This is a genomic window from Bradyrhizobium sp. Kon37 (genome assembly GCF_055807535.1).
Window position 1 is genome coordinate 415,155 of the sequence record NZ_JBVVOY010000004.1, and the last position, 23,728, is coordinate 438,882.

The 23,728-nt window shown below is 64.8% G+C and carries 25 protein-coding genes; 8 read left to right on the top strand and 17 right to left on the bottom strand.

Annotation, left to right across the window (positions count from 1 at the left end):
• Positions 1 to 148 precede the first annotated feature (148 nt).
• Positions 149 to 1,930: an outer membrane beta-barrel protein gene (locus AC0L3J_RS12745; RefSeq protein ID WP_473347210.1), complete on the bottom strand. Its 1,782-nt coding sequence runs from the start codon at positions 1,928 to 1,930 to the stop codon at positions 149 to 151.
• A gap of 191 nt (positions 1,931 to 2,121) precedes the next feature.
• On the opposite strand from AC0L3J_RS12745, the gene AC0L3J_RS12750 reads away from it, so the two are divergent.
• Positions 2,122 to 3,129, top strand: coding sequence for a KpsF/GutQ family sugar-phosphate isomerase (locus AC0L3J_RS12750; RefSeq protein ID WP_473347211.1), 1,008 nt, complete (start codon positions 2,122 to 2,124; stop codon positions 3,127 to 3,129).
• A 108-nt stretch (positions 3,130 to 3,237) separates the two neighbouring features.
• Here AC0L3J_RS12750 and AC0L3J_RS12755 read toward each other — a convergent pair whose 3' ends face one another.
• On the bottom strand, positions 3,238 to 3,795 hold the full coding sequence (locus AC0L3J_RS12755; protein ID WP_473347212.1) for a carboxymuconolactone decarboxylase family protein: 558 nt from the start codon (positions 3,793 to 3,795) through the stop codon (positions 3,238 to 3,240).
• A 71-nt stretch (positions 3,796 to 3,866) separates the two neighbouring features.
• Here AC0L3J_RS12755 and AC0L3J_RS12760 point away from each other — a divergent pair, with 71 nt between their 5' ends.
• Positions 3,867 to 4,193 carry a winged helix-turn-helix transcriptional regulator gene (locus AC0L3J_RS12760; protein ID WP_473347213.1) on the top strand — a complete coding sequence of 109 codons (327 nt, stop codon included), beginning with the start codon at positions 3,867 to 3,869 and terminating at the stop codon, positions 4,191 to 4,193.
• A gap of 180 nt (positions 4,194 to 4,373) precedes the next feature.
• On the opposite strand, the gene AC0L3J_RS12765 is transcribed toward AC0L3J_RS12760, so the two are convergent.
• From AC0L3J_RS12765 to hemH, 4 genes are all read right to left on the bottom strand, one after another.
• Positions 4,374 to 4,820, bottom strand: coding sequence for an NfeD family protein (locus AC0L3J_RS12765; RefSeq protein ID WP_473347214.1), 447 nt, complete (start codon positions 4,818 to 4,820; stop codon positions 4,374 to 4,376).
• Between the two features lie 97 nt (positions 4,821 to 4,917).
• Positions 4,918 to 5,919 carry an SPFH domain-containing protein gene (locus AC0L3J_RS12770; RefSeq protein ID WP_473347215.1) on the bottom strand — a complete coding sequence of 334 codons (1,002 nt, stop codon included), beginning with the start codon at positions 5,917 to 5,919 and terminating at the stop codon, positions 4,918 to 4,920.
• 272 nt (positions 5,920 to 6,191) lie between these two features.
• Complete coding sequence (locus tag AC0L3J_RS12775) at positions 6,192 to 7,169, bottom strand: ABC transporter substrate-binding protein (protein ID WP_473347216.1); 978 nt, start codon at positions 7,167 to 7,169, stop codon at positions 6,192 to 6,194.
• Between the two features lie 25 nt (positions 7,170 to 7,194).
• Complete coding sequence (hemH, locus tag AC0L3J_RS12780; RefSeq protein ID WP_473347217.1) at positions 7,195 to 8,232, bottom strand: ferrochelatase; 1,038 nt, start codon at positions 8,230 to 8,232, stop codon at positions 7,195 to 7,197.
• Between the two features lie 79 nt (positions 8,233 to 8,311).
• Between hemH and AC0L3J_RS12785 the strand changes: the two genes are divergently transcribed.
• A complete protein-coding gene (locus AC0L3J_RS12785) occupies positions 8,312 to 8,710 on the top strand; it encodes an MAPEG family protein (RefSeq protein WP_027565541.1) in 399 nt (132 codons plus the stop codon).
• 105 nt (positions 8,711 to 8,815) lie between these two features.
• On the opposite strand, the gene AC0L3J_RS12790 is transcribed toward AC0L3J_RS12785, so the two are convergent.
• From AC0L3J_RS12790 to AC0L3J_RS12800, 3 genes are read right to left on the bottom strand one after another with little or no spacing between them, the layout of a single operon-like run.
• Positions 8,816 to 9,895: a nickel/cobalt transporter gene (locus AC0L3J_RS12790; protein ID WP_473347316.1), complete on the bottom strand. Its 1,080-nt coding sequence runs from the start codon at positions 9,893 to 9,895 to the stop codon at positions 8,816 to 8,818.
• Positions 9,896 to 9,912: 17 nt separating this feature from the next.
• The gene (locus AC0L3J_RS12795; RefSeq protein ID WP_473347317.1) at positions 9,913 to 10,551 is read right to left on the bottom strand and encodes a DUF1007 family protein; all 639 of its coding nucleotides are present in this window, start codon (positions 10,549 to 10,551) and stop codon (positions 9,913 to 9,915) included.
• The gene (locus tag AC0L3J_RS12800; protein WP_473347218.1) at positions 10,551 to 12,632 is read right to left on the bottom strand and encodes a M3 family metallopeptidase; all 2,082 of its coding nucleotides are present in this window, start codon (positions 12,630 to 12,632) and stop codon (positions 10,551 to 10,553) included. The genes AC0L3J_RS12795 and AC0L3J_RS12800 overlap by 1 nt, the downstream gene beginning before the upstream one ends.
• 135 nt (positions 12,633 to 12,767) lie before the next feature.
• On the opposite strand from AC0L3J_RS12800, the gene AC0L3J_RS12805 reads away from it, so the two are divergent.
• The 5 genes from AC0L3J_RS12805 to AC0L3J_RS12825 all read left to right on the top strand — a co-directional run bounded on the left by AC0L3J_RS12805 (position 12,768) and on the right by AC0L3J_RS12825 (position 17,569).
• Positions 12,768 to 13,022, top strand: a complete 255-nt coding sequence (locus AC0L3J_RS12805; protein ID WP_007597166.1) for a hypothetical protein — start codon at positions 12,768 to 12,770, stop codon at positions 13,020 to 13,022.
• Positions 13,023 to 13,694: 672 nt separating this feature from the next.
• Complete coding sequence (locus tag AC0L3J_RS12810; protein ID WP_354171485.1) at positions 13,695 to 14,837, top strand: type III PLP-dependent enzyme; 1,143 nt, start codon at positions 13,695 to 13,697, stop codon at positions 14,835 to 14,837.
• 129 nt (positions 14,838 to 14,966) lie between these two features.
• Complete coding sequence (locus tag AC0L3J_RS12815) at positions 14,967 to 15,554, top strand: GNAT family N-acetyltransferase (RefSeq protein ID WP_473347219.1); 588 nt, start codon at positions 14,967 to 14,969, stop codon at positions 15,552 to 15,554.
• 134 nt (positions 15,555 to 15,688) lie between these two features.
• Positions 15,689 to 16,078, top strand: coding sequence for a RidA family protein (locus tag AC0L3J_RS12820; protein WP_456767605.1), 390 nt, complete (start codon positions 15,689 to 15,691; stop codon positions 16,076 to 16,078).
• Positions 16,079 to 16,126: 48 nt separating this feature from the next.
• Positions 16,127 to 17,569: a homospermidine synthase gene (locus tag AC0L3J_RS12825; protein ID WP_473347220.1), complete on the top strand. Its 1,443-nt coding sequence runs from the start codon at positions 16,127 to 16,129 to the stop codon at positions 17,567 to 17,569.
• 110 nt (positions 17,570 to 17,679) lie between these two features.
• Here the strand turns inward: AC0L3J_RS12825 and AC0L3J_RS12830 are convergent, their stop codons facing one another.
• The 8 genes from AC0L3J_RS12830 to AC0L3J_RS12865 all read right to left on the bottom strand — a co-directional run bounded on the left by AC0L3J_RS12830 (position 17,680) and on the right by AC0L3J_RS12865 (position 23,726).
• Positions 17,680 to 18,015: a hypothetical protein gene (locus tag AC0L3J_RS12830; protein ID WP_007597175.1), complete on the bottom strand. Its 336-nt coding sequence runs from the start codon at positions 18,013 to 18,015 to the stop codon at positions 17,680 to 17,682.
• Positions 18,016 to 18,116: 101 nt separating this feature from the next.
• The gene (locus tag AC0L3J_RS12835; protein ID WP_027565549.1) at positions 18,117 to 18,833 is read right to left on the bottom strand and encodes an MgtC/SapB family protein; all 717 of its coding nucleotides are present in this window, start codon (positions 18,831 to 18,833) and stop codon (positions 18,117 to 18,119) included.
• A gap of 30 nt (positions 18,834 to 18,863) precedes the next feature.
• Positions 18,864 to 19,883, bottom strand: a complete 1,020-nt coding sequence (locus tag AC0L3J_RS12840; RefSeq protein ID WP_473347318.1) for a WD40 repeat domain-containing protein — start codon at positions 19,881 to 19,883, stop codon at positions 18,864 to 18,866.
• Positions 19,883 to 20,932, bottom strand: coding sequence for a CobW family GTP-binding protein (locus AC0L3J_RS12845; RefSeq protein ID WP_007615189.1), 1,050 nt, complete (start codon positions 20,930 to 20,932; stop codon positions 19,883 to 19,885). Before AC0L3J_RS12845 ends, AC0L3J_RS12840 begins: the two co-directional genes overlap by 1 nt.
• 54 nt (positions 20,933 to 20,986) lie before the next feature.
• Positions 20,987 to 21,850, bottom strand: a complete 864-nt coding sequence (locus AC0L3J_RS12850) for a metal ABC transporter solute-binding protein, Zn/Mn family (protein WP_473347221.1) — start codon at positions 21,848 to 21,850, stop codon at positions 20,987 to 20,989.
• 5 nt (positions 21,851 to 21,855) lie between these two features.
• Positions 21,856 to 22,725, bottom strand: a complete 870-nt coding sequence (locus AC0L3J_RS12855; RefSeq protein ID WP_473347222.1) for a metal ABC transporter permease — start codon at positions 22,723 to 22,725, stop codon at positions 21,856 to 21,858.
• Between the two features lie 6 nt (positions 22,726 to 22,731).
• On the bottom strand, positions 22,732 to 23,487 hold the full coding sequence (locus tag AC0L3J_RS12860) for a metal ABC transporter ATP-binding protein (RefSeq protein ID WP_473347223.1): 756 nt from the start codon (positions 23,485 to 23,487) through the stop codon (positions 22,732 to 22,734).
• A gap of 2 nt (positions 23,488 to 23,489) precedes the next feature.
• Positions 23,490 to 23,726: a hypothetical protein gene (locus tag AC0L3J_RS12865; RefSeq protein ID WP_473347224.1), complete on the bottom strand. Its 237-nt coding sequence runs from the start codon at positions 23,724 to 23,726 to the stop codon at positions 23,490 to 23,492.
• Between the last annotated feature and the right edge of the window lie 2 nt (positions 23,727 to 23,728).

Sequence of the window (23,728 nt, forward strand, 5' to 3'; positions counted from 1 at the left end):
ACCCATACCGCGGAATCTCTCGATGGTAGACGGCGCTAATCCCGAGCGATCAGTCTTCGCCAAATCACTCCTGGGGTAATGGGTCCTGGCTTTCGCCAGGACGACAGCTGAGGTTTGGCTTCATTAGGAGCCTACGGTCAGGTGCCCGCTAATTCTGCAACCTCACCCCCACCATCACCACCGTCCCCTGCGAGCTTGACCCCGGCTGGTTCGAATCCAGGATGTCGTGGCGCAGCGTGCCCTTGATCCAGATGTTGCGGTTGAGCTTGTAGATCAGATTGCTTTCGAACGAGTAGGTCTTGTCGTTGCGATTCTGGCCCTGGTAGTCGTAGGTGCCGTAGGTGAACTTGCCCACGGCCGTAAGCCAGCGGCGGAAGTCGTGATCGACTTCGACCCCGTAGGTGTGCACCAGCACGCCGGAGGAGCCGGGGATGGTGGTCTCGGCGATCTGCGTGTCGGTGGCGAATTTCACCGTGGTCAGGCCGCTTGCATTCCAGATCAGCGAGCCCGAGGTCAGGAAGCCCGCGAGCTGGCTGAGGCGCGGATCGACATAGTTGCGCGCGGAATAGCCGACCGAGACTTCGCCGGTGAGGATGCGCGAGAACTCGAAGGACGTGCCGACCTTGGCGTAGCCGCCGTTCGAATCGCGGAAGAAGCCATTGCGGTCGGCGGCCTGGTCGTGGACGCGGGTGTCACCCTGGATTTCGACGAACGGCTTCAGGCCCGGCTTCAGCTCGTAGGAGAAGCGCCCCACACCGCCATACTGGTTGAAGTCGCGATCGTCGTTGCTGAAGGTCGAGCCGTCGGTGAGTTTTGAGTTGGTGTAGGCGGTGCGATCCGCGGTGGCGCCGGCCGCGACCTGGAAGCGGTTGAAGGTCTGGTCGAAGCCGACGGTCGTGCCATAGGTCGCGTAAACAGGATACTTCTGCAGGCCGGCCTGCACGTTCGGGCTGCCGGGATTATCGGTGGCGAGCCGCAGGCGCAGCTGCGTGGTCAGCTTGAGATCGCGATTGACGTCGATGCGGCCGTCGATGTGGCCGTTGAAGTCGGGGCGGTCGACCTCGACCGGCGAGGGCGAGGCAAAGCCGTCGATCGTCGCCGGCATGTTGTTGGTGTAGCCCGAGAACGAGCCGCGCAGATCCGCGACCAGCGCGTGGCGCTCCCAATCGGACGCCACGAGCAGGTCGGGCGCAACGACATAGGCCGGCGAGCCGACCGGCTTGTTCAAACGCGCCGGGTTGGTGTCGTAACCGGTGGAGAGCTCGAGCCCGCCCTTGATCAGGAAGCTGCCGGCATAGTCGCCGACCGCGCCGAACGCATCCTCGTCGAGCTTGAGGCGGCGGCGCAGCGGCTGGCCGGGCACGTTGCCGGCCAACGCCGGCGGGACCGGTGTCTTGTGCGCGGTCTCGGACGGGGGCGGCGCGATGCGCGGCGGGCCGAGCGTTCGCTCCGGCGTTGCCGGCGGCACCGGCGAGCCGGGACCGACCGGACGCTTCGGCTTCGGCTGTCCGGGATGGAGCTTGGGCTGCTGTCGCTTGCGGTTGAGCGAATCGTAGCCGGAGGCGCTGGCGCCATTGGCTGCGGGCAGGCCGTAGATCGGGACCTGGTTGGTCGGATTTTGGTTGGTCGGGTTTTGGTTGTTCGGGGTCTGGCCTGGGCGCGCCGGCGCCTGCTGGCGCTTGCGCAAATCGGCATTGGGATCGGGCAACGTCGGCAGCGCATCCGACGGTGCCTGCGGCACGCCCGCGGTACGGCGCGTCGGCAGCGTGTCGGGCGAGGCGAAGCCACCGCGGTTAGGACTGAACAGGTCGGCCGTGAGGCTCTGGGCGGCCCCGGGGGCGCTTCCAAGGACCGTCAGCCAAAAGCACGGCAAAGCCGCGCGCAGGAAATGCGCGCGCTTGCTCCGGCTCGTGCCTGGAGACGACCCCACGATGGAAGAACTCCAACGAAATCAAACACTTTCGCGATTATCCCCGCCGATCGGAGGGAACCATCGTTAATGGAGTTAAAACAATTATGGTTAACGACCGGTTGAGGGCTGGGGAGCCCTCGTCGCCTCGAAGGCCCTGGCGTGCTAAGCAGACGCCAACGGGCAAACGCCCCTCCTCCCTGGACCAGAACATGCCGAGTTCGAAACCGCTGATGACCCAATCATCCGGCCCCATTCCCGACAGTGTCGAATCCGCACTCCGCACCCTGGAAACGGAGAGCGGCGGCATCAACGCGCTCGCCGCCGCCCTGCGCGGCCCGCTTGGCGCGAGCTTCGCCAAGGCGGTCGATCTGATCCGCAACGCAAAGGGCCGCGTCATCGTCACCGGGCTCGGCAAGTCGGGTCATATGGGTCGCAAGATCGCGGCAACGCTGGCCTCGACCGGCACGCCCGCCTTCTTTGTCCACGCCGCCGAAGCCGGTCATGGCGACCTCGGCATGATCACGACCGACGATGTCATCATGGCGCTGTCCTGGTCCGGCGAGCAGCCGGAGATGAAGACGCTGGTGAACTATTCGGCACGGTTCGCCATTCCCATGATCGCGGTGACGTCGAACGCGGCGTCCTCGCTGGGACAAGCCGCCGACATCGTGATCGAGCTGCCGAAGGCGCGCGAGGCCTGCCCGCACAATCTGGCGCCGACCACCTCGACCCTGATGCAGGCAGCGATCGGCGATGCCATCGCGATCGCGCTGCTCGAAGGCCGCGGCTTCACCGCGCTGGAGTTCGCGCATTTCCACCCCGGCGGCAAGTTAGGGGCGATGCTGAAATTCGTCCGCGACTACATGCGCACCGGCGCAGAGATCCCGGTCAAGCCGCTCGGCACCAAGATGTCGGACGCGGTGATGGAGATGTCGGCCAAGGGTCTCGGCTGCGTCTGCATCGTCAACGATGCGGTCGAGGCCGTCGGCATCATCACCGACGGCGATTTGCGTCGCCAGATGCGGCCGGACCTGCTGGCGGCGTCGGTCGACGACATCATGACCAGACAGCCAAAGACCGTGCCGCCCTCGATGCTGGCCACCGAGATGATCGAGGTGCTGAACACGCGCAAGATCACGACGCTGGTCGTGACCGAGGCGGACAAGGTGGTGGGCATCGTGCATCTGCACGATCTGCTGCGGGCGGGCGTGGCTTAAGACACGCTCTATCCGCTCGTCATTGCGAGCGCAGCGAAGCAATCCAGACTGCCTCCGCGGAAACAGCCTGGATTGCTTCGTCGCAAAAGCTCCTCGCAATGACGGCGGTTAGAGCAACGCCGGAAATCTTGCCGCCGTGTCCTCCAGCGGCAGCCGCAGCCCGTTCGCCAGATACGACACCGTGCGGTAGAAGCCGCACAGCAGCATGATCTCCAGGATCTGCGCCTCGTCGTAATGCGCCGACAGCGCGGCGAACTCGGCGTCGTCAAAGGTCGCGCGGTGATGCAGCGCGTCGACGGCGGCGATCAGCGCCTGCTCGGCCGGGGACCAGCACGACGACGCCGCATCACCCTGCACGGTCGCCCGCACCTCCGCCGCGCTGAGCCCCGCCGGCGCGGCGAAGATCGCAACGTGCACGCCCCATTCATATTCGCATTTGTTCAGCGCGCAGGTACGATCGATCACGATCTCGCGCTGGCGCAACGACAGCGGGCCGGGATCGAGCAGGCCGCCGGCGCGAAACTTGTCCCAGGCGCGGGTGTGGCCCGCCATTATCCGGAACAGCAGCAGCGGCGGCGCACCGCGCATGATGCGGTCGAACTGCGCCTGGATCTCCGGGGGATAAGGCGGGGTGAGCGGGGCAATACGCGGTGTGGCCTGGGACATCGGCCGCCTCTTTTGCTACATTTATTGTAGCGGTACGCTACACTATTTGTAGCATCACGCAAGAGGCGGCGATGGCGAAACAGACCACTTCGAGATCGCGCGGCGTCCGTGGCTCGCGCACCGCGCGGCCGGTCATGGTGCTGCTCGACCTCCTGGGACGACGCTGGGCCTTGCGAATCCTGTGGGAGCTGCGCGACGCCCCCCTCACCTCGCGCGCATTGCGAGCGGCCTGCGACGAGGCCTCGCCGACGGTGCTGCAGGCGCGGCTGGGCGATTTGCGCGAGGCCGGGTTCGTGGAGCTGGGCGAAGCTGGCGGTTACGGGCTGACGGCGCTGGGGCGGGAATTGTGCGAGACGTTCATGCCGCTGCATAGGTTTGCGGAGCGGTGGAAGAGGTAGCGTTAGTCGTAGCTCCGCACTCCAATCTTCCTTCTCCCCTTGTGGGAGAAGGTGGCGCGAAGCGCCGGATGAGGGGTTTGTCTCCGCAAACTCAGCTCAGCGTTGGAGGCGAGATACCCATCACCCGTCTCGCCGCTCCGCGGCGAGCCACCCTCCCCCACAAGGGGGGAGGGAAAATAGCTACGCCGCCGCCACCGTCAGATTCGCACCGTCGACCTGCACCACCTTCACACGCGTGCCCGCCGGCGTATCGGGACCTGCGACGCGCCAGACCGTGTCGCCGATACGCATGGTGCCGTTGCCGTCGACGATCGGCTTCTCCAGCGTGAACTCGCGGCCGAGCAGCGCATCCGCGCGCTTGTTGAGGAAGGGGCTGGCGGCAATTGCATCCGGCTTCGGCCGGGCGAGCCGGCGCCATACCGGCACGGCGGCGGCGGCGAAGATCGCGAACATCACGAGCTGGATCTGCCAGGATATCCCTACTCCGAACGAGATCAGCCCGACCAGCAGCGCGGCGAGCCCGAGCCAGAACAGGAACACGCCCGGCGCCAGCACCTCCAGCGCCATCAGGATGAAGCCGAAGATCAGCCAGTTCCAGGTGCCGAGCGATACGAACATGTCGGTCATGACACGACCTCTTTGAAATGGCGCATGCCCTCCGCGCAAACGCGTTCCGCGTTTGTCGCGAGGGAAAACCGGTGTTCACTTTTCCGGGGCATGCGCTTTAGCTCTGCCGCGGCGGCACCGCCGGCGGCGTCGGACTTGACGACGGCACCGAACCGCGACGAGCGGCGGCAGCGGCGGATGCAGCACTCTCGCCGAACGTGGCTTTCGCGATCTCGCCGATGCCGGCGAGCGAGCCGAGCATGCTGGTGGCTTCGATCGGCAGCATGATGATCTTCTGGTTCGGCGAGTCCGCGAACTGGCCGAACGCCTTGATATACTTGTCGGCGATAAAATAGTTCAGCGCCGCGACGTCGCCCTTGGCAATGGCTTCACTGACCATCTGCGTCGCCTTGGCCTCAGCTTCCGCCGACCGCTCGCGTGCTTCGGCGTCGCGGAAGGCGGCCTCGCGGCGACCTTCCGCCTGGAGAATTTGGCCCTGCTTGGCACCCTCGGCGCGCAGGATCTCGGACTGGCGTGCACCTTCGGCCTGAAGGATGTCGGCGCGTTTGACACGCTCGGCCTTCATCTGTCGGCCCATGGCTTCGACGAGGTCTGCCGGCGGCACGATGTCCTTGATCTCGATACGATTGACCTTGAGGCCCCAGGGCGAGACGGCGGCATCGACCACACGCAGCAGGCGCTCGTTGATTTCGTCGCGGTGCGACAACACCTGGTCGAGATCCATCGAACCCATCACCGAACGGATGTTGGTCATCGTCAGCACGGTAACGGCTTGGGTCAGGTTGGAGACCTCGTAGCTCGCCTTGGCGGCGTCGAACACCTGAAAGAAAGCGACGCCGTCGACCGTCACGGTGGCGTTGTCCTTGGTGATCACCTCCTGCTCGGGGATGTCGATCACCTGCTCCATCATGTTGATCTTGCGCCCGACGCGATCGAAATAGGGCACGATCAGATTGAGACCCGGGCTCAGCGTCTGGGTGTATTTGCCGAACCGCTCGATGGTCCAGTCATAGCCCTGCGGTACCGTTTTCACGCCGGCAACCAGCGTGACGATGACCAGCAAAACCAGCACAATTGCGAAAATGTCGAAACCGCTCATATTTCCTCCAAGGCGGGAAAGATTGTCGGGAAAGGCCTTTTCCGCGCTGTCATTGGTCGGGATCACGACCCCAAGGGTTCAGTAAAGCGTTCAGTAAAGGATTCAGTCTTCAGCGGTCGTAGATGATTTCGGCATCGGCAGGATTCTACACAAGACGCCGGGAGAGGGAATGGTCGCGATTATGTATTTGCGAGGCGCTCTTGAAAGCGTGCTGGCGCAGACCTAGCGACGACGTTAACGAATCCGGCCACGCCGGCGGTCGCAGCCAAATCCTACTCGATGACTTCGTTCGCGGTTGCGAGCAGGCTTGGCGAAAGCGTGACGCCGAGCGCCCTGGCCGTCTTCAAGTTGATCGCCAGCTCGAACGTGGTTGGATTTTGGACCGGCAGGTCGGCCGCCCGCGCCCCCTTCAGGATGCGATCGATATAGGAGGCGGCGCGGCGGAGCTGCTCGGCGCTGTCGGTGCTGTAGGACATCAAGCCACCCTCGTCGACGAAGGTGCGGCTCCAGAACACCGCCGGCACGCGCGCGTCATTGATCGCCGCCAGCAGAAGCGCGCGGTTGGACATGGTGAAGAAGTCCGGCAGCACCAGCAGGCCGCCGTCCTTTCGCGAGGCCAGGGCGGCGATCGAGGCCGTGTCATGGACCGGCGCGGGCTCCACCGTCACATCGAGCGCGCGGCCGGCGTCCTCGATCGTACGCAGCATCAGGGGCGCGAACGGCGCGGTGGCGGGATTGTAGACCACGAACACACGGGACGGTCTTGGTGTGACCTGCGTCAGCATCTCCAGCCATTTGCCGGCCAGCGGGCCGTCGTAATCGGTGAAGCCGGTGACATTGCCGCCGGGATGGGCGAGATTCTGGACAAAGCCCTGGCTGACAGGATCGGTGACGACGGCGAAAACGATCGGGACCGTCGTCGTGCGCCGGCGCAGCTCCTCCACGGAGGGCGTGCCGACTGCAAGCAGGATGTCGGGCTTGAGCGCCACGAGTTCGTCGGCGAATTGCGCGATCCGTGCGCGGTCGCCGCCGCCGTTGCGCCAATCGATCTTGAGGTTGTCGCGCTCCTTCCAGCCATGGTCGGCAAGCGCCTGGACCAGGACCGCGCTACGCGTCTGCCCGATCGCATCGTCGGCCGCCGTAACCGAGAGCACGCCGAGCCGGCGCGTCGCATTCGTTTGCTGTGCCAGCACCGAGGTCGGCAGCGACGCGGTCAGCCCAAGAAGCGCCAGAACCTCGCGACGGTTCATGGGGCGCTCCTCGGATCCAGGCTCACTATATCCAGCCCTGGAGCTCGCGCAGCACCAGCGTTCGGATCACATCCATGCCTGGGGCGCTGTCGTTGAGGCAGGGGATCGCGGAAAACTGCTCGCCGCCATTGTGCTCGAAGATCTCGGCATTCTCCTGCGCGATCTCCTCCAGCGTCTCCAGGCAGTCGGCGGAAAAACCCGGCGTGATCACCGCGATGCGGCGCACGCCCTCTTTCGCCAGACGCTCCATGGTCTTGTCGGTGTAGGGCTGCAGCCACTCGTCGAATCCGAAGCGCGACTGGAACGTCAGCAGCAGCTTTGTCTCGTCCATGCCGAGCCGGCGCCGCAGCGCCTCCGTCGTGGCCACGCATTGGCCCTGATAGGGATCGCCCTTCTCGACATAGGCCTTCGGCATGCCGTGGAAGGAGGCGACGATCAGCTCCGGCTTGAACGGCAGGTTTGCCAGATGCGTCTCGACCGAGGTGGCGAGCGCCTCGATATAGGCTTCGTCCGCGTAATAAGGCGGCGTCACCCGCAACGTCGGCTGCGCGCGCATGCGGGCAAGCACGCGAAACACCTCGTCGCAGACGGTGGCGGATGTCGCAGCCGAATATTGCGGATAGAGCGGTACGGCAAGGATGCGATCGCAGCCCTTCGCAATCAGGGCATCGATGCCCGACTTGATCGAAGGATTACCATAGCGCATCGCCCACTCCACCGTGACCTGGTCGCGGTCCGAGAGCATGGCCGCGAGCCTGTCGCTCTGCGAGCGCGTGATGGTCTTGAGCGGCGACTCGTTCTTCTCGGTGTTCCAGATCTTCAGATAGTCGCGCGCCTTGGCGCGGGGGCGGGTGCGCAGGATGATGCCGTTCAGCACCAGCTTCCAGATCAAGCCCTGATCCTCGATGACACGGGCGTCCGAGAGGAACTCTTTCAGATAGACCCGCACGCCGCGCGCGTCGGCGGTATCGGGCGTGCCGAGATTGACCAGGAGCACGCCGACGCGCGAGGGGGCGGGCTGCGTGGCCGGCATCGCGGTCTGGCTGGGAGCGATTGTCATCATGATCCGTTGCGTCGCGCGTTGTTCCGAACTTGTCAAGATTGGGGCGGTTTCGCTAGGGTCAGTACACAGGGGGAGAACCATGACGCTGGCGGAATGGTGCGTTTTCGGGGCGCTGCTGCTCTATCTCTTAACGATCGTCTCGATCAAATGGATCAGATTTCGCGGCTTCGACAATTCGCGGCCGCGCGACCCGGCCTTCTTCGAGGACGCCATCGCGCAGCGCGCGCTCGGCGCTCACCAGAACGGCATCGAGACCTTTCCGTTCTTCGCCTTTGCGGTGCTGCTCGCCGAATACAGGGATTCGCCGCAGCGCCTGATCGACGAGCTCGCGGTGCTGTTCCTGATCGTACGGATCGCCTATGTGCTGACCTATCTCGGCAACCGCCCGACGCTGCGCTCCATCCTCTGGAGCATCGGCTTTGCGATCAATCTCGGGATCTTCTTCATGCCAGCGTTGAAGCAGTTCTTGCCGGTGTGAGCTTGAGATCGTAGCCCGGATGGAGCGAAGCGTAATCCGGGATTCCTCCACGGCGGCACTGTCCCGGATTGCGCTTCGCTCCATCCGGGCTACAACGCCTGCCGCTCAAAAACACGTCGTCCGTTCGGCCGCGACGTAGCCCAGCAACAGACCCGCGCCGAACAGCAGCACGAGGCCGGCGGCGGCGAATTCGATGCCGCGCATGAACAGTGCGCCGCCGCCGTCGCGTCCGGCGCTCAGGCGGGCGGCGATGTCCTTGGCGGAGACGGCGACCACAGCGATGGCCGCGACCGTGATCGCGGTGCCGAGCCCCATCAGCAGGGTCGCGGCAATGCCGGCCCAGAACAGGCCCTGGGCCAGCGCGAACACCAGCACCAGGATCGCGCCCGAACAGGGGCGAATGCCGACGGTCAGGATCGCGGCAAAGCCGCGTCCCCAGCCACCGGGGCCGGCGAGCTCGCTCGGCGTGGGACCGTGGGAATGGCCGCAATGCTCGTCGTGAACGTGGTCATGCTGGTGGTGATGATGGGCCTGGGCGTGATCGTGGCCATGATGATCGTGCGCATCGTGATGGTGGTGACCGAGATCATGATGGTCATGCGGCACGCCCGCGATCGCCGGCACCGGCTGAACCGCCTGCAGCGCACGGATGAAGGTGCGGCCCTTGACCCAGACCAGCCGCAGGCCGAACAGCGCGATCAGGGCGTAGCTTGCGATCTCGATCGCGCCTTCCGCCTTGCACATGGTCTTGGCGGTCGCATTCAGCACCCAGGCCGAGATGCCGACGATCAGGATCGCCACCAGCGACTGCATCAACGCGGAGGCAAACGACAGCACGATGCCGCGCCGGGCGGTCTCGCGATTGGCGACGAGATAGGAGGCGATCACCGCCTTGCCGTGCCCGGGACCAGCCGCGTGGAAGATGCCATAGGCAAACGAGATGAAGAGCAGCGTCCACACCGCGGAGCCATCGGACTTCGCGGCGCGGATGGTCGCCGACATCTGGCGGTAAAATTCCGACTGTTTTGCCAGCAGCCAGCCGATCAGGCCGCCGGCCTCGGGCTGGGTGGCTTGTGGCGAACGCGGCGCGCCGAACGGGTTCTGCGCGAGGAGATCGTGGAGCGCCGCATCGGCCGCGCCCACGATGAGAAGAACGCCGGCGCAGACAGCGAGCCCGCGTGCCATGGGCGCGAGTTGCGGATTCAAGGGCAATCCACCGTGATCTTGTTGGCGAACATCATGCCGAAATTAGAATTCTCGCCGTTCATGAACGTCTGCTCGTTGAGCTTCTGCGCGGTCGCGGTGCCGTCGCTCGGCCGTTCAAGTTTCATCTGGCAGCCGGCGGGCGCGCCGACCAGCCTGACCGGATTGTCCTTGGCCATCTGGAAGTCGATGAAAAAGGAGCGGTCGAACACTTCGAGCACCAATTGCTTGGGCTTGACCGGGTTCTTCAGGGGCAGCGTGAAGTGCAGGGTCAGGACCGTATCCTTGTAGTCGAGAAAGTAGTCGACCGGCTCCTGGAATCGCTCCTTCTTGCCGTCGGCTCGCGCGAAGGTGAAGTAGGCGTATTCCTTCAGCGACTCGACATTGGTCTGCGCCAGTGGACCCAGCTCCTCGCGGGTGTAGGCGCCCTTGGCCTTGCTCTCGAGCCCCTGCACCGCATAGGCCGAGAACATGTCGTCAAAGGTCCAGGCGTGGCGCACGCCGGTGATGGTGCCGTCCCCACTATAGAGCAGTTCACTGGTCGCGGTGATCCAGACATGCGGATGCGCCCACGCCGCGCCTGATGCGAGCGACAGGGCGACAGCGAGCAGCAGCCCGAACAGGGCGCGCATGCCGATCAGGCCGCCTTCGGAGCGTCGAGCAGGCCGCGGCGGCGCAGCAGCGCGTCGGGCTCCGGCGGCCGGCCGCGGAAGGCCTCGTAGGCGGCTTCCGGATCGACCGATCCACCGCTCGAGTAGATGTCGTCGTGCAGGCGCTTTGCGACGGCGGGATCGAAGATGTCGCCGGCTTCCTCGAACGCGCCGAAGGCGTCGGCGTCCATCACCTCCGACCACATGTAGCTGTAATAGCCGGCCGCATAATGATCGCCGGTGAAGATGTGACCGAATTGCGTGGGACGGTGACGCAGCGAGATCTCCTCGGGCATGCCGATCTTTTCCAGCTCGCGTCTCTCGAAGGCGCGGACATCCTGCGCGGCGGAGGCCGGCTGGGTGTGGAATTCGAGATCGATCAGCGCCGAGGAGACGAACTCGACGGTGGCAAAACCCTGGTTGAATTTTCGTGCGGCCAGGAAACGTTGCAGCAGATCGTCCGGCAGCGGCTCGCCGGTCTGGTAGTGGCGTGCGAACTGCTGCAGCACCTCCGGCCGCTCCTGCCAGTGCTCGTAGAGCTGCGAGGGCAATTCGACGAAGTCGGTGAACACGGAGGTGCCCGACAGCGACGGATAGGTCACGTTGGAGAGCATGCCGTGCAGGCCGTGGCCGAACTCGTGGAACAGGGTGCGGGCATCGTCGGGCGACAGCAGCGAGGGTTCCCCATCCGCGCCCTTGGAGAAGTTGCAGATGTTGAGGATCAGCGGCGCGACCTCGCCGTCGAGCTTCTGCTGGTCGCGCAGCGAGGTCATCCAGGCCCCGGAGCGCTTCGACGGCCGGGCGAAGTAGTCGCCATAGAACAGCGCCTTGTGCTTGCCGTCCCGCCCCTTCATCTCCCAAACCCGGACGTCCGGATGCCAGACCGGCACGTCCTTGCGCTCCTCGAAGGTGACGCCGAACAGGCGCGTGGCGCAGTCGAACGCGGCGGCGATCATGTGATCGAGCGCGAGATACGGCTTGATCGCGGCGTCGTCGAAATTGGCGCGCTGAAGGCGCAGCTTTTCGGCATAGAAGCGCCAGTCCCAGGGGGCGAGCTTGAAATTGCCGCCCTCCTCGGTGATCAGCGCCTGCATGTCGTCGCGGTCGGCGAGGGCCCGCGCCCGCGCCGGCTTCCAGACCCGCTCCAGAAGGCCGCGCACCGCTTCCGGCGTCTTGGCCATGGAATCCTCGAGCCGGTAGGCCGCGAAGGTCGGGTAGCCCAGGAGATTGGCGCTCTCCTCACGCAGCTTCAGGACCTCGACGATGGTCGCGTTGTTGTCGTTGGAATTGCCGTTGTCGCCCCGCGCGGTGAAGGCCTTGTAGGCCTTCTCGCGCAGGTCACGCCGTGCCGAGCTCTTCAGGAACTGTTCGACCGAGGAGCGCGACAGGGTGACGATGGCCTTGCCAGCCATGCCGCGTTCTTCTGCCGCAGCCTTGGCGCTGGCGACAAAACTTTCCGGCAGGCCCTGGCGGTCGGCTTCGCCGAGCTCCATGAACCATTCCTGCTCGTCGCCGAGCAGATGATGGCTGAAGCTGGTGCCGAGCTGGGCGAGTCTCTCGTTGATCTCCGCCATCCGCGTCTTGGCCTCTTCGGAGAGGCCGGCGCCGGAGCGGTGGAAACGGGTGTAGGTGCGCTCGAGCAGGCGGAGCTGTTCCGGTGTCAGACCGAGATTGGCGCGGTTCTCGTGCAGCTGGGCGATGCGGCCAAACAGCACGGCGTTCATCATGATCGGATTCCAGTGCCGCGCCATCCGCAAGGAAACCTCCTTGTCGATCTCCAGGATGGCCGGGTTGGAATGCGCCGAGACGAGGTCGTAGAAGACCGACGCGACCTTGCTGAGCAGCTTGCCCGAGCGCTCCAGCGCCGTGATGGTGTTAGCGAAGTCGGCCGCGGTCGGGTCGTTGGTAATCGCTGCGATCTCGGCGGAGTGGTCGGCGAAGGCCTGCTCGAAGGCCGGGAGGAAGTGCTCCGGCTTGATCTCGTCGAAGGGCGGGGTCGCAAACGGCGTCACCCACGCCTTCAGCAGCGGGTTGGTCTCGGAGTCCGTAGTTTGGCGGGGTTCTGACATTACAAGTCCCGATTTGTGGCTCGATTGTTGCGGCCAGCTATAGCACGCGATGGGGCTTTTTTGGGCCATTTGCCCTTGCTCCCGGCTGCCTTTTCGGGGAGATTGCGGCCCTCCAAGCCTAGGACCCCTGAGCTCATGAACGCGACCTCCTCGTCTTCCCGTCGGATCGTCTGGCCGAGCGTCATCACCGTCATCAGCGCCGCCATCCTGATCGGCGCCGAGGTGTTTGGCGCGGCGTTTGCCGGCGGCTGGGCGCTCGCGATCCTGTTCGGGCTGGGCGAGCAGGGCACGCACATCCTTCAGGCCGCGCTGTTTGCACTCGGCGTGCTCGTCATGACGGCCTTCATCCGCGCCGCTCAACGCGTCGAGCCGTTCACGAAGCGCGGCTGAAGCGCGCAGGCGCGCAAGTGACGCGCGCCGCACAGAAAACTTAACGCGCGTTCATCTTCCGCGTCGCTCGCGCAACACTGCGCAAGCAGATGTTAGGCAATTCTGTTCGCAGTCTAAAAAATCTCTTGCGAAGCAGAGTCAAAACACTTATGTGCGGATTGCCCAATTTCGCACGTGCCTGTGGTCGTGTGTCAGTCGGTAGGTATCCGGACAAGAGGCCGGACAGCCGCCAAGGGGTGAAGAAGCCGAGGGGCTCTTCGGAAGTGTGGAAGTCGGAAGGCTCATAGCCGGAAGACGAAAGCAAACCCGGAGCGTCCAGCATCTCTCTCAAAGAGATGCCTTGTCGAAGGTGACTTTGCTCTTTGCAACCGTGACTGGCAGCCGGAGGCGAACCGGCGCACCCCGCTCTCAACGGGGGACGCGACTTAAAGCAACGACGGATCGGGCTTTTTTGGTCTCTACCGGCAGTCCAACGCCGGCGCGGGCTACTGAAAAGGCTTGTCCTTCATTGCCAGGTGTGCGGGCGGGAACATTCCCAACCAATCCACGGCAGCACAGTCTGATGTGAGTCTTTGGCTCGTCGCGCCTCCATCGCGCGATCTGGCCGGAGTGCTCTTATCCGACGTCATTTTTTGAACGGATCCCCGTCGCTGGGCCGTTTGGGAGAGTGCTATGACCGATCGTATCCAGGAATTCCTGCGCAACCGCCGCAGCGAGGGCCTCGACACCGAGCCTTGCCTCGTCGTCGACCTCGAAGTCGTGCGCGACAATTACCAGACCTTTGCCAAGGCGCTGCCCGACAGCCGCGTGTTCTATGCCGTCAAGGCGAACCCGGCGCCGGAAGTGCTGGCTTTGCTCGCCTCCATGGGCTCCTGCTTCGACACCGCGACGGTCGCCGAGATCGAGATGGCGCTGGCCGCCGGTGCGACGCCCGACCGCATCTCCTTCGGCAACACGATCAAGAAGGAGCGCGACATCGCGCGCGCCTTCGCGCTCGGCATTCGGCTGTTCGCGGTCGATTGCGTCGCCGAGGTCGAGAAGGTCGCCCGTGCCGCGCCCGGCGCGAAGGTGTTCTGCCGCATCCTCTATGACTGCGCCGGTGCCGAATGGCCGCTGTCGCGCAAGTTCGGCTGCGACCCGGAGATGGCCGTCGACGTGCTCGACGTTGCCAAGCGTCTGGGCCTGGAGCCATGCGGCATCTCCTTCCATGTCGGCTCGCAGCAGCGCAAGGTGAAGGCGTGGGACCGTGCGCTGGCGATGGCCTCGCAGGTGTTCCGTGACTGCGCCGAGCGCGGCATCAACCTGACCATGGTCAACATGGGCGGCGGTTTCCCGACCAAGTACCTGAAGGACGTACCGCCGGTGGTGACCTACGGGCGCTCGATCTTCCGCGCGCTGCGCAAGCACTTCGGCAACCAGATTCCGGAGACCATCATCGAGCCGGGCCGCGGCATGGTGGGCAACGCCGGCATCATCGAGTCCGAAGTCGTGCTCATCTCGAAGAAGAGCGACGAGGACGAGGTGCGCTGGGTCTATCTGGACATCGGCAAGTTCGGTGGTCTCGCCGAGACCATGGACGAGTCGATCCGCTACGCCATCCGCACCCCGCATGACGGCGCGGACATGACGCCGTGCGTGCTCGCTGGGCCAACCTGCGACAGCGCCGACGTGCTGTACGAGAAGAACCCGTATCCGCTTCCGGTGACGCTCGAGATCGGCGACAAGCTGCTGATCGAAGGCACCGGGGCCTATACGTCGACCTACTCGGCGGTGGCGTTCAATGGCATCCCGCCGCTGAAGACCTACCATATCTGATCGCCTCTTTTTCCGAGGCCTGACGAACCCGGGAGCCGGCTTGCCGGCTCCTCCCTGACATTTCGATCTGACGACGCCTTGGACCGGCGTGCTTTGCGCACGTCGGTTTCAAGCGGGGACTGACGCGCCATGACTGCTCTTCGGAAGACACAGATTAACCCCACCTCGAAAGCCGCTCCGTTCGCGATCCGTGCGGAGCGTGCTGGCGACGTTGCGATGCGTGAAGCGCTGCTCGATGCGTCCTTTGGCGATAACCGCCATGGCCGCACCTGCCAGCGCCTGCGTGACGGACGCGCACCCGCAGCCGGCCTCGCGCTGGCCGCGATGCGCGAGGGGAAGCTCGTGGGAACCGTGCGGCTGTGGCACGTCAGCGCCGGAGGCAGGCCCGCTCTGGTCCTCGGACCGCTGGCGGTGGACCCTGCCTGCCGCGAGCTCGGGATCGGCGCCGCGCTGATGCAACAAGCGCTGGCTGCCGCCCGGGCGCGCGGGCATTCCGCCGTGATCCTGCTCGGCGATGCCCCTTATTACGCCCGCTTCGGCTTCTCGCCTGAGAAGACCGGCGAGCTGTCGCTGCCCGGCCCGTTCGAGCGCGACCGCCTGCTGGCGATCGAATTCCATGCCGGTGCGCTGGATGGCGCCGAGGGGATGATCGTCCCGACTGGCGCGGCCCTACCCAAACGGAGGGTAGTTCGCGGCCTCGAGGCGCGCGCGGCGTAAGGGATTGCCATGATGGCGATGACCAAAGCCGCGGCGAGCGGAGATGCTCGCGCGACCCTTTGCTTTAGGGTTGCGCGGGCCTGAGAAACGCCCTTTAACCCGCCAAACGCCCCCTTCAGTCGAGGCCCACGACCATGTCCCGCCGCCTGATTTCCACCGGCTCCCCGTTCGAGAAAACCGCCGGCTACAGCCGAGCCGTGATCGACGGCGAGTTCGCCTTCGTCGCGGGAACCACCGGTTACGACTACACCACGATGACCATGCCGGCCGATGTCACGAGCCAGTCACGCAACTGCTTCAAGACCATCGAAGCTGCCCTGAAGGAGGGCGGCTTCGAGATGGCCGATATCGTCCGCGTGACCTACTACCTCACCGACATCAAGGATGCGGACGCGCATTTCGCGGTCTGCGGCGAAGTCCTCGGCGAGATCCGCCCGGCCGCCACGCTTCTGGTCGTCTCGGCGCTCTACAAGCCCGAGATGAAGGTCGAGATCGAAGCCACTGCCAAGCGCCGCAGCGCCTGAGCCATCCCTCACCATTTGTTCGCCAGCACGTTCCGGAGAAACCATCCCATGAGCCCCGCCTCGCAGATCTACGCGAAGATCACTGGTCCCATCGTCATGGTCGGCTTCGGCTCCATCGGCAAAGGCACGCTGCCGCTGATCGAGCGGCATCTCGATTACGACAAGTCGCGCATCACCGTGATTGATCCGAAGGACGAGGGTCGCAAGGCCCATTGCGAGAAGCACAATGTGCGCTTCATCCAGAAGGGCGTGACCAAGGACAATTATCGGGAGTTGCTGACCCCGCTGCTCACTGAGGGCGGCGGCCAGGGCTTTTGCGTCAATCTCTCGGTCGACACCGGCTCCACCGACATCATGGAGCTCTGCAACGAGCTCGGCGCTCTCTATATCGACACCGTCAACGAGCCCTGGCTCGGCTTCTATTTCGATTCGTCGAAGGGCCCGGAGGCGCGCTCCAACTACGCCCTTCGCGAAGCGACGCTGGCCGCCAAGAAGGCGCGCCCCGCAGGCTCGACGACGGCCGTCTCCTGCTGTGGCGCCAATCCCGGCATGGTCTCGTTTTTCGTCAAGCAAGCGCTGCTCAACGTCGCCGCCGATCTGAAGCTCAATGCCCCCAAGCCGAAGACCAAAGCCGAATGGGCGGACTTGATGCGGCAGGCCGGCATCAAGGGCATCCACATCGCTGAACGCGACACCCAGCGCTCCAAGAAGCCGAAAGAGCCCGATGTCTTCGTCAACACCTGGTCGGTGGAAGGTTTCCTGTCGGAAGGCGTGCAGCCCTCCGAGCTCGGCTGGGGCACCCATGAAAACTGGATGCCCGAGAATGCGCGGACTCACGAAGCCGGCTGCGGCGCCGCCATCTATCTGATGCAGCCCGGCGCCAACACGCGCGTGCGCACATGGTGCCCGACCCGCGGCGCGCAGTACGGCTTCCTCGTCACCCACAATGAGTCGATCTCGATCGCCGATTACTTCACGGTGCGCGATGCATCGGGCACCGCGGTCTACCGGCCGACCTGCCACTACGCCTATCATCCGGCAGACGATGCCGTGCTGTCGCTGCACGAAATGTTCGGCCGCGCCGCGAAGATGCAGGAAAAGCATCACATCCTCGACGAGAACGAGATCGTCGACGGTATCGACGAACTCGGCGTGCTGCTGTTCGGCCACGACAACAATGCCTATTGGTACGGCTCGCAGCTCTCCATCGAAGAGACCCGCAAGCTCGCGCCCTATCAGAACGCCACCGGCCTGCAAGTGACCTCCGCCGTGCTCGGCGGCATGGTGTGGGCGCTGGAAAACCCGAAGGAAGGCATCGTCGAAGCCGACGAGATGGATTTCGACCGTCTGCTGGAAATCCAGTTGCCGTATCTCGGCCCGGTGAAGGGTTTCTACACCGACTGGACGCCGCTCACGGATCGTCCGGGACTGTTTCCGGAAGATATCGACACCAGCGATCCGTGGCAGTTCCGGAATGTTCTGGTGCGGTGATTGTGCCGTCATGCCAGGACTTGTCCCGGGCATACACGCAATTGTCTCGCGACTCCAAGAACGTGGATGGCCGGGACAAGCCCGGCCATGACGCCACAACTGGCAGCTAGCTACTTCCTCTCGATCGGAGGCGCGATCTTCTCGGCTGGCGCTGGCGGCAATGCTGGTTTAGCCGCGCCCGCAGCGCCTTGCGTCTGCGGGTCGGGCCGCGCGGGCTCCGGGGCCGGCGTGGTCGGCCGGTCGCCGCCGGGCTTGGCTTCCGCGGGCTTGTTCTGATCGTCGGACGGCGTGCCCTGAAGCGGTTGCGTCGCCTGGGCCGTCTGCATCCGGGTCTCGGCGCGGATTTGCGCCAGCGACATGCCTGACACCACGACGCCTGCCGCGAACAGCGAGCAGGCAACCATCAGGTCGAGTTTCAGTCTGCGCTTGTCATATTGGCCGGGCATGTCGATCACCGCCTTTGTCCGTGGGATCAACGAAATCGCCGGTCCACGGTTCCCTGCCCGCGGTGGCGGGAACTCGACGCCAGCGCGCCCAATCGCCGCGCTCAGTCCGTGGTGCTGACTTCCCAGGTGGCGTGGCGGACGCCGGGCAGGTGCTGGAGATCGGTCGCCACTGCATTCAGCTCGTTTGGATCGACGGCGCTCGCGACCAGCTTTGCCACGATCTCGATCAGATCATCCCCGGTTTCGACCATTTCGATATCGGCCACCAGATATTTTGCGCTCTCGAGCTTCTCGACCAGCCGGTCACGCATGTCGGGCAAGGCGTCCGATGCGACCGCGAGCTTGAAGTAATAGGTCGCCTCGGAGGTCTTCTCGTTGAGAGGGATGCGGTTGATGGCGTTGACCAGTGGCCGCAGCATGGTGTTGCCGGCAATGACGAAGACGGTGAGCGCCGCGGCCTGCGCGACCATGTCGGCGCCGGCGCAGGAGCCGACCGCGGCCGAAGCCCACAGCGTCGCCGCGGTATTGAGCCCGCGCACGTCCATGCCCTGCTTCATGATGACGCCGGCGCCGAGGAAGCCGATGCCTGAGACGACGTAGGAGATCACCCGCACCGCGCCGTCGGCGCCGGTCAGGTGCATGGCGAGATCGACGAAGGCGGCGGCGCCGACCGCGACCAGCACGTTGGTACGCAGGCCCGCGGTGCGCTGCCGGTACTGCCGCTCAGCCCCGATCAGCGTGCCCAGCACGAAGGCCGTGAACAGGCTGACCAGCGTGTCCGCAAAATCAGCGATCTGGAAGGTCGTCAGAAACCGCATGGCCCCATCTACGGTCGGAACGATGACAGATTAAAGCTCGAGCAGGCCGCCGTCGCCATTTTCGTCGGCGAACGCCAGCAGCGTCCCCTTGGCGTTCCAGGCGATCGCGGCCACCGGCGGGGTGCCGTTGCGGCGGACGAGGATCTCGGCGCCGTCCTCCAGACGCACCATCAGCACGGTGCCGTCGCTGTAGCCGGCGGCGAAGATGTCGTTCCTGGGATGGCAGGCAACGACCGACACGCGCGCCTGCAGCGGCGCGAGCATCGCAGGCTCCTTGCCCATCGGGCCGTCCTTGCTGGCGAACGGCCATATGATGACGGTGTCGGCGCCCGACGTCGCGAGCCCCTTGCCGCCCGCGCTCCAGGACATCGAGCGGACGCGGCCGGGATAGCCGGTCATGCGCATGTGCCTGTTGTCGGCAAGCCGCCAGCCGTGCAGCGCCGATTCGTGCATCGTGGTGACCAGGAATTTGTTGTCCGGGCTGAAGGTGACGCCGAGATGGGAGCCGGCCCAGGGCAGGAATTCGGCCGATCCCGCCATGTTGGGAAACCACAGCGTCGCGCCGTTGTAATGGGCGATCGCGAGACGCTGGCCCTTCGGCGCAAACGCAAGGCCGCCGACGGTCGAGGGCACATCGAGCGACTTCTCCTCGCTCTTGCCGCTCTTGAAGAACGCGGTCTTGCCGGCCGACCAGGCGTAGGCACCGTCCGGATGCAGCGCCACCGCATCGATCCAGCGCCGCTTCGGGTCGGTCGCAAGCAGCGTCACCTCGCCCTTGGCGTCGAGCGATACGACTTTTCCATCGTCGCCGCCCATCACGAGGCGCTTGCCATCGGAGGCGGCCGAGAGAATGCCGCCGCTATGCACGGCGACCTTGCTGATCTCGCCCTGACCATCCACGAACGCAACGTTCTCCTCGCCGCCGACGAAGGCAGCGCGGGGCCCAAGGAAATGCACGGAGGTCACGACCATGCCGAGCGCAAGCGGTTTGACGCGCTCGGTGACGGAGACGATCGAGGCGGAATCGGCGGGCGGCGTAAACTCTTTCATCACGAGACGATGCAGCTCTCAAAACCTTGGCGAATGAGGTCTTGCGGCAATTCGCGGCCGATGAAGACGAGGCGGCTCTCGCGCGGCTCGCCATCCTTCCACTTCCGCTGGTGGTTGCCCTCCAGCATCATATGCACGCCCTGGAAGACGTAGCGGTCGTCGTCGTCGTGGAAGGCGAGGATGCCCTTGGAGCGCAGGATCTTGCCGCCCTCGACTTGCACCAGGTTCTGGAGCCAGGGCATGAACACGTTCGGATCGAGCGGCTTGTCGGTCTTGAGCGACAGCGATTGCATGTCCTCGTCATGATAGTGCTTCAGGCCGTGGCCGTGATCATGATCGTGATGATGGTCGTGACCATGGTGATGATGATCATGGTCGTGGTCATGATCCTCGGCATTCAGGAAGTCCGGCTCGATGTCGAGGATGCGGTCGAGATCGAAGGCGCCGCGGTCGAGCACGTCCGCCAAAGCCACCGAGCAGCGCTCGGTGCGATGCAGCTTCGCATAGGGATTGATGGCGCGGATGCGAGCCTCGACCTCGGCAAGCTCGCCCTTGGTGACAAGATCAGTCTTGTTCAGCACGATGACGTCGGCAAAGGCGATCTGGTTCTTGGCCTCGGGTGCATCCTTGAGACGGTCGGACAGCCATTTTGCGTCCGCAACCGTCACGACCGCGTCAAGGCGCGCGTTCTTCTGCACGTCCTCGTCGACGAAGAAGGTCTGGGCCACCGGTGCCGGATCGGCAAGACCGGTGGTCTCGACGATGATGGCGTCGAACTTGCCCTTGCGCTTCATCAGGCCTTCCATGATGCGCACGAGATCGCCGCGCACGGTGCAGCAGATGCAGCCGTTGTTCATCTCGAACACTTCCTCATCGGCGCCGATGATGAGGTCGTTGTCGATGCCGATCTCGCCGAATTCGTTGACGATGACGGCGTATTTCTTGCCGTGGTTTTCCGACAGGATGCGGTTCAACAGCGTGGTCTTGCCGGCACCGAGATAGCCGGTCAGGACGGTCACGGGAATTTTTGGGGCGGTCGCTTCAGACATAACAACTCCGGACTTCGGGCTTTTCGCGCGACGCGAGGCGGGGTGGCCCCTGCCCTAGTGGTCAAGCGCGCTGGTCAGGGCCTTTATATTGTGCCTGACCATATCAATGTAAGTGGGTGCAGGCCCCTTTTCGCCGGTCAAACCGTCCGAAATCAGGGTCCCGCCGACTTTTGAGCCGGTCTCCGCCGCGATCCGCCGGATCAGCCGGTCGTCGCTGATATTTTCCAGGAACACGGCCGGGATTTTTTGGGCCTTGATCTGGCCGATGATGGTGGCGATGTCCCGCGCGCTGGGCTCGGTTTCCGTGGAGACGCCGAGCGGTGCGATGAACTGGACGCCGTATTCGGCGGCGAAATAGCCGAAGGCGTCATGGGTCGAGATCACCTTGCGCCGCTCCGGCGGGATCTTGACCACGGCTTCGCGGACCTCGCGGTCGAGCGTTTCGAGCCTTTCCAGATAGGCCTTGGCGTGGGCGCGGAAGAACTCCGCATCATCTGGGTCGGCCGCGGCCAGCGCATCGGCGATGTCGGTGACGTAGATTTTGGCGTTGGGGACGGACTGCCAGCCATGCGGGTCAGCGGCCGAGCCGAGCTTGAGGGGTGCGATGCCGGCGCTCGCGGTGATCACCTGCGCCTTGGATCCAGAGGACTGCACGAGCCGTGGCAGCCAACCCTCGAGACCAAGCCCGTTGACGATGACGAGCTTTGCGTCCGCGATCCGCTTCGCATCGCTTGGCGCGGGCGTGTAGACGTGGACGTCACTGTCGGCCCCGACCAGCGTCGTCAGATTGACCCGGTCGCCGCCGACATTGCGGACGAAATCGGCCAGAATCGAGAAGCTCGCGACGACCTTCAGCTGCTCCGCGGCGTGCAGCGGCGAGGCAATCAGCAAAAGCACACAAAGCAGGATGCGCCGCATCGCTGTCACGCTTCCAGATGCCGGCCGGGAAACAGCTGCCTGACGACGCCGCCGACCCGGCCGAACATGACCGAGACGGTGTAGAGCGCGCTCGCCACCAGAATGACCGCAGGGCCCGAGGGCACACGGGTCTGGAACGACAGCACGAGGCCTGCATAGCCGGAGACGGCGGCAGCGACGACCGCGATGCAGATCATGACGGTGAGATCGCGCGACCAGAACCGCGCGATGCCGGCCGGGAGGATCATCAGACCGACCGCGAGCAGCGTGCCGAGCGCCTGAAAGCCGTTGACGAGGTTGATCACGACCAGCGCGAGGAAAGCGAGATGCGCAGGGCCGCCCGCCCGGCTCACGGTGCGCAAGAACAAGGGGTCGACACTCTCGATCACCAGCGGACGATAGATCACCGCGAGCACCAGCAGCGTCACCGTGGCGTTGAATGCGACGACCAGCAGCGTCTGGTCGTCCATCGCGAGAATATTGCCGAACAGCACGTGCAGCAGGTCGATATTGGTGCCCTTGATCGAGACGATGGTCACGCCCAGCGCCAGCGATGCCAGATAGAAAGTCGCGAGCGAGGCATCCTCCTTCAACCCGGTCGATCGCGCGACGAGGCCTGCGAGGATTGCGACGGCAAAACCTGCGATCAGGCCTCCGGCCGTCATCGCGAACAGATTAAGACCGGAGAGCAGGAAACCGACAGCGGCGCCGGGGAGGATTGCATGTGCCATGGCGTCGCCGACCAGGCTCATCCGCCGCAACATCAGGAACACGCCGATCGGCGCACCCGCGAGCGACAGCGCGATAACGGCCGCGAGCGCACGTCGCATGAACTCGAATTCGGTGAACGGGCCGATCAGCGCGTCATAGAGCATCGGATATCAAGCCGCCCGTGAGCGGGCATCATCGGCCGAGCAGGCGGCGGCGCTGTCGTCGAAGGCTTCGCACATCCGCATTGCGACCATCAGGTTTTCCGGCGTCAGCACCTCCGCCGTCGGCCCCCACGCCACAGGGCCGCGCGCCAGCACCAGCGTCTCGCTGAAATGGGTGCGCACCATCTCCATGTCGTGCAGTGCGGCGAGCACTGTGCGGCCCTCGCCGTGCCAGTGCTTCACCAGCGTCAGCAGATCGGCCGTGGTCTTGCTGTCGATGGCGTTGAAGGGCTCGTCGAGCACGATCAGCCGCGTGTCCTGGAGCAGTACGCGCGCGAACAGCACGCGCTGCATCTGGCCGCCCGAGAGCGTGCCGATCGGGCGGTTCTCAAAGCCGTTGAGGCCGACGGAAGCGATCGCGCGGAGGATTTTTTCGCGCGCCGCCTTGCCGATGCCGCCGAACAGGCCGGTCCCGCGCCACAGCCCGGTTGCAACGAAGTCCAGCACCGAGATCGGGAAGCTGCGGTCGATCTCCGCGCTCTGCGGCAGATAGGCGATATCGCGGCTGTCGAGCCCGCCGAGATGGATGCTGCCGTCGAGCGGCCTGAGGATGCCGACGATGCCCCGCAGCAGGGTCGACTTCCCGGCGCCGTTCGGGCCGATCACGGCCAACAGCGCGCCGGGGGCGACCTCACCATTGAGGTGGTGCACGGCCGGATGACGGTCATAGCCAAGCGTGACGTTGTGGAAATGCAGCGCCGCCATGGTCACCTCATCGCCAGGAAGACCACGCCCCAAAGCACGGCGCAGACCGCGAGCGCGGCCGCGAGGCGGGCGGCCATCGTCATGCGCAGGATCGACCAGTGCGCCGCCTGAGCCGGATGCGGAGAGGCCGCACCGTGGACATGTGCGTGGGTGTGATCGTGTCCGTGCGAATGCCCGTGATCATGGGAATGGCCATGAGCATGGTCGTGTTGATGGGCTGGGGACGCGGCGGGAACCATGC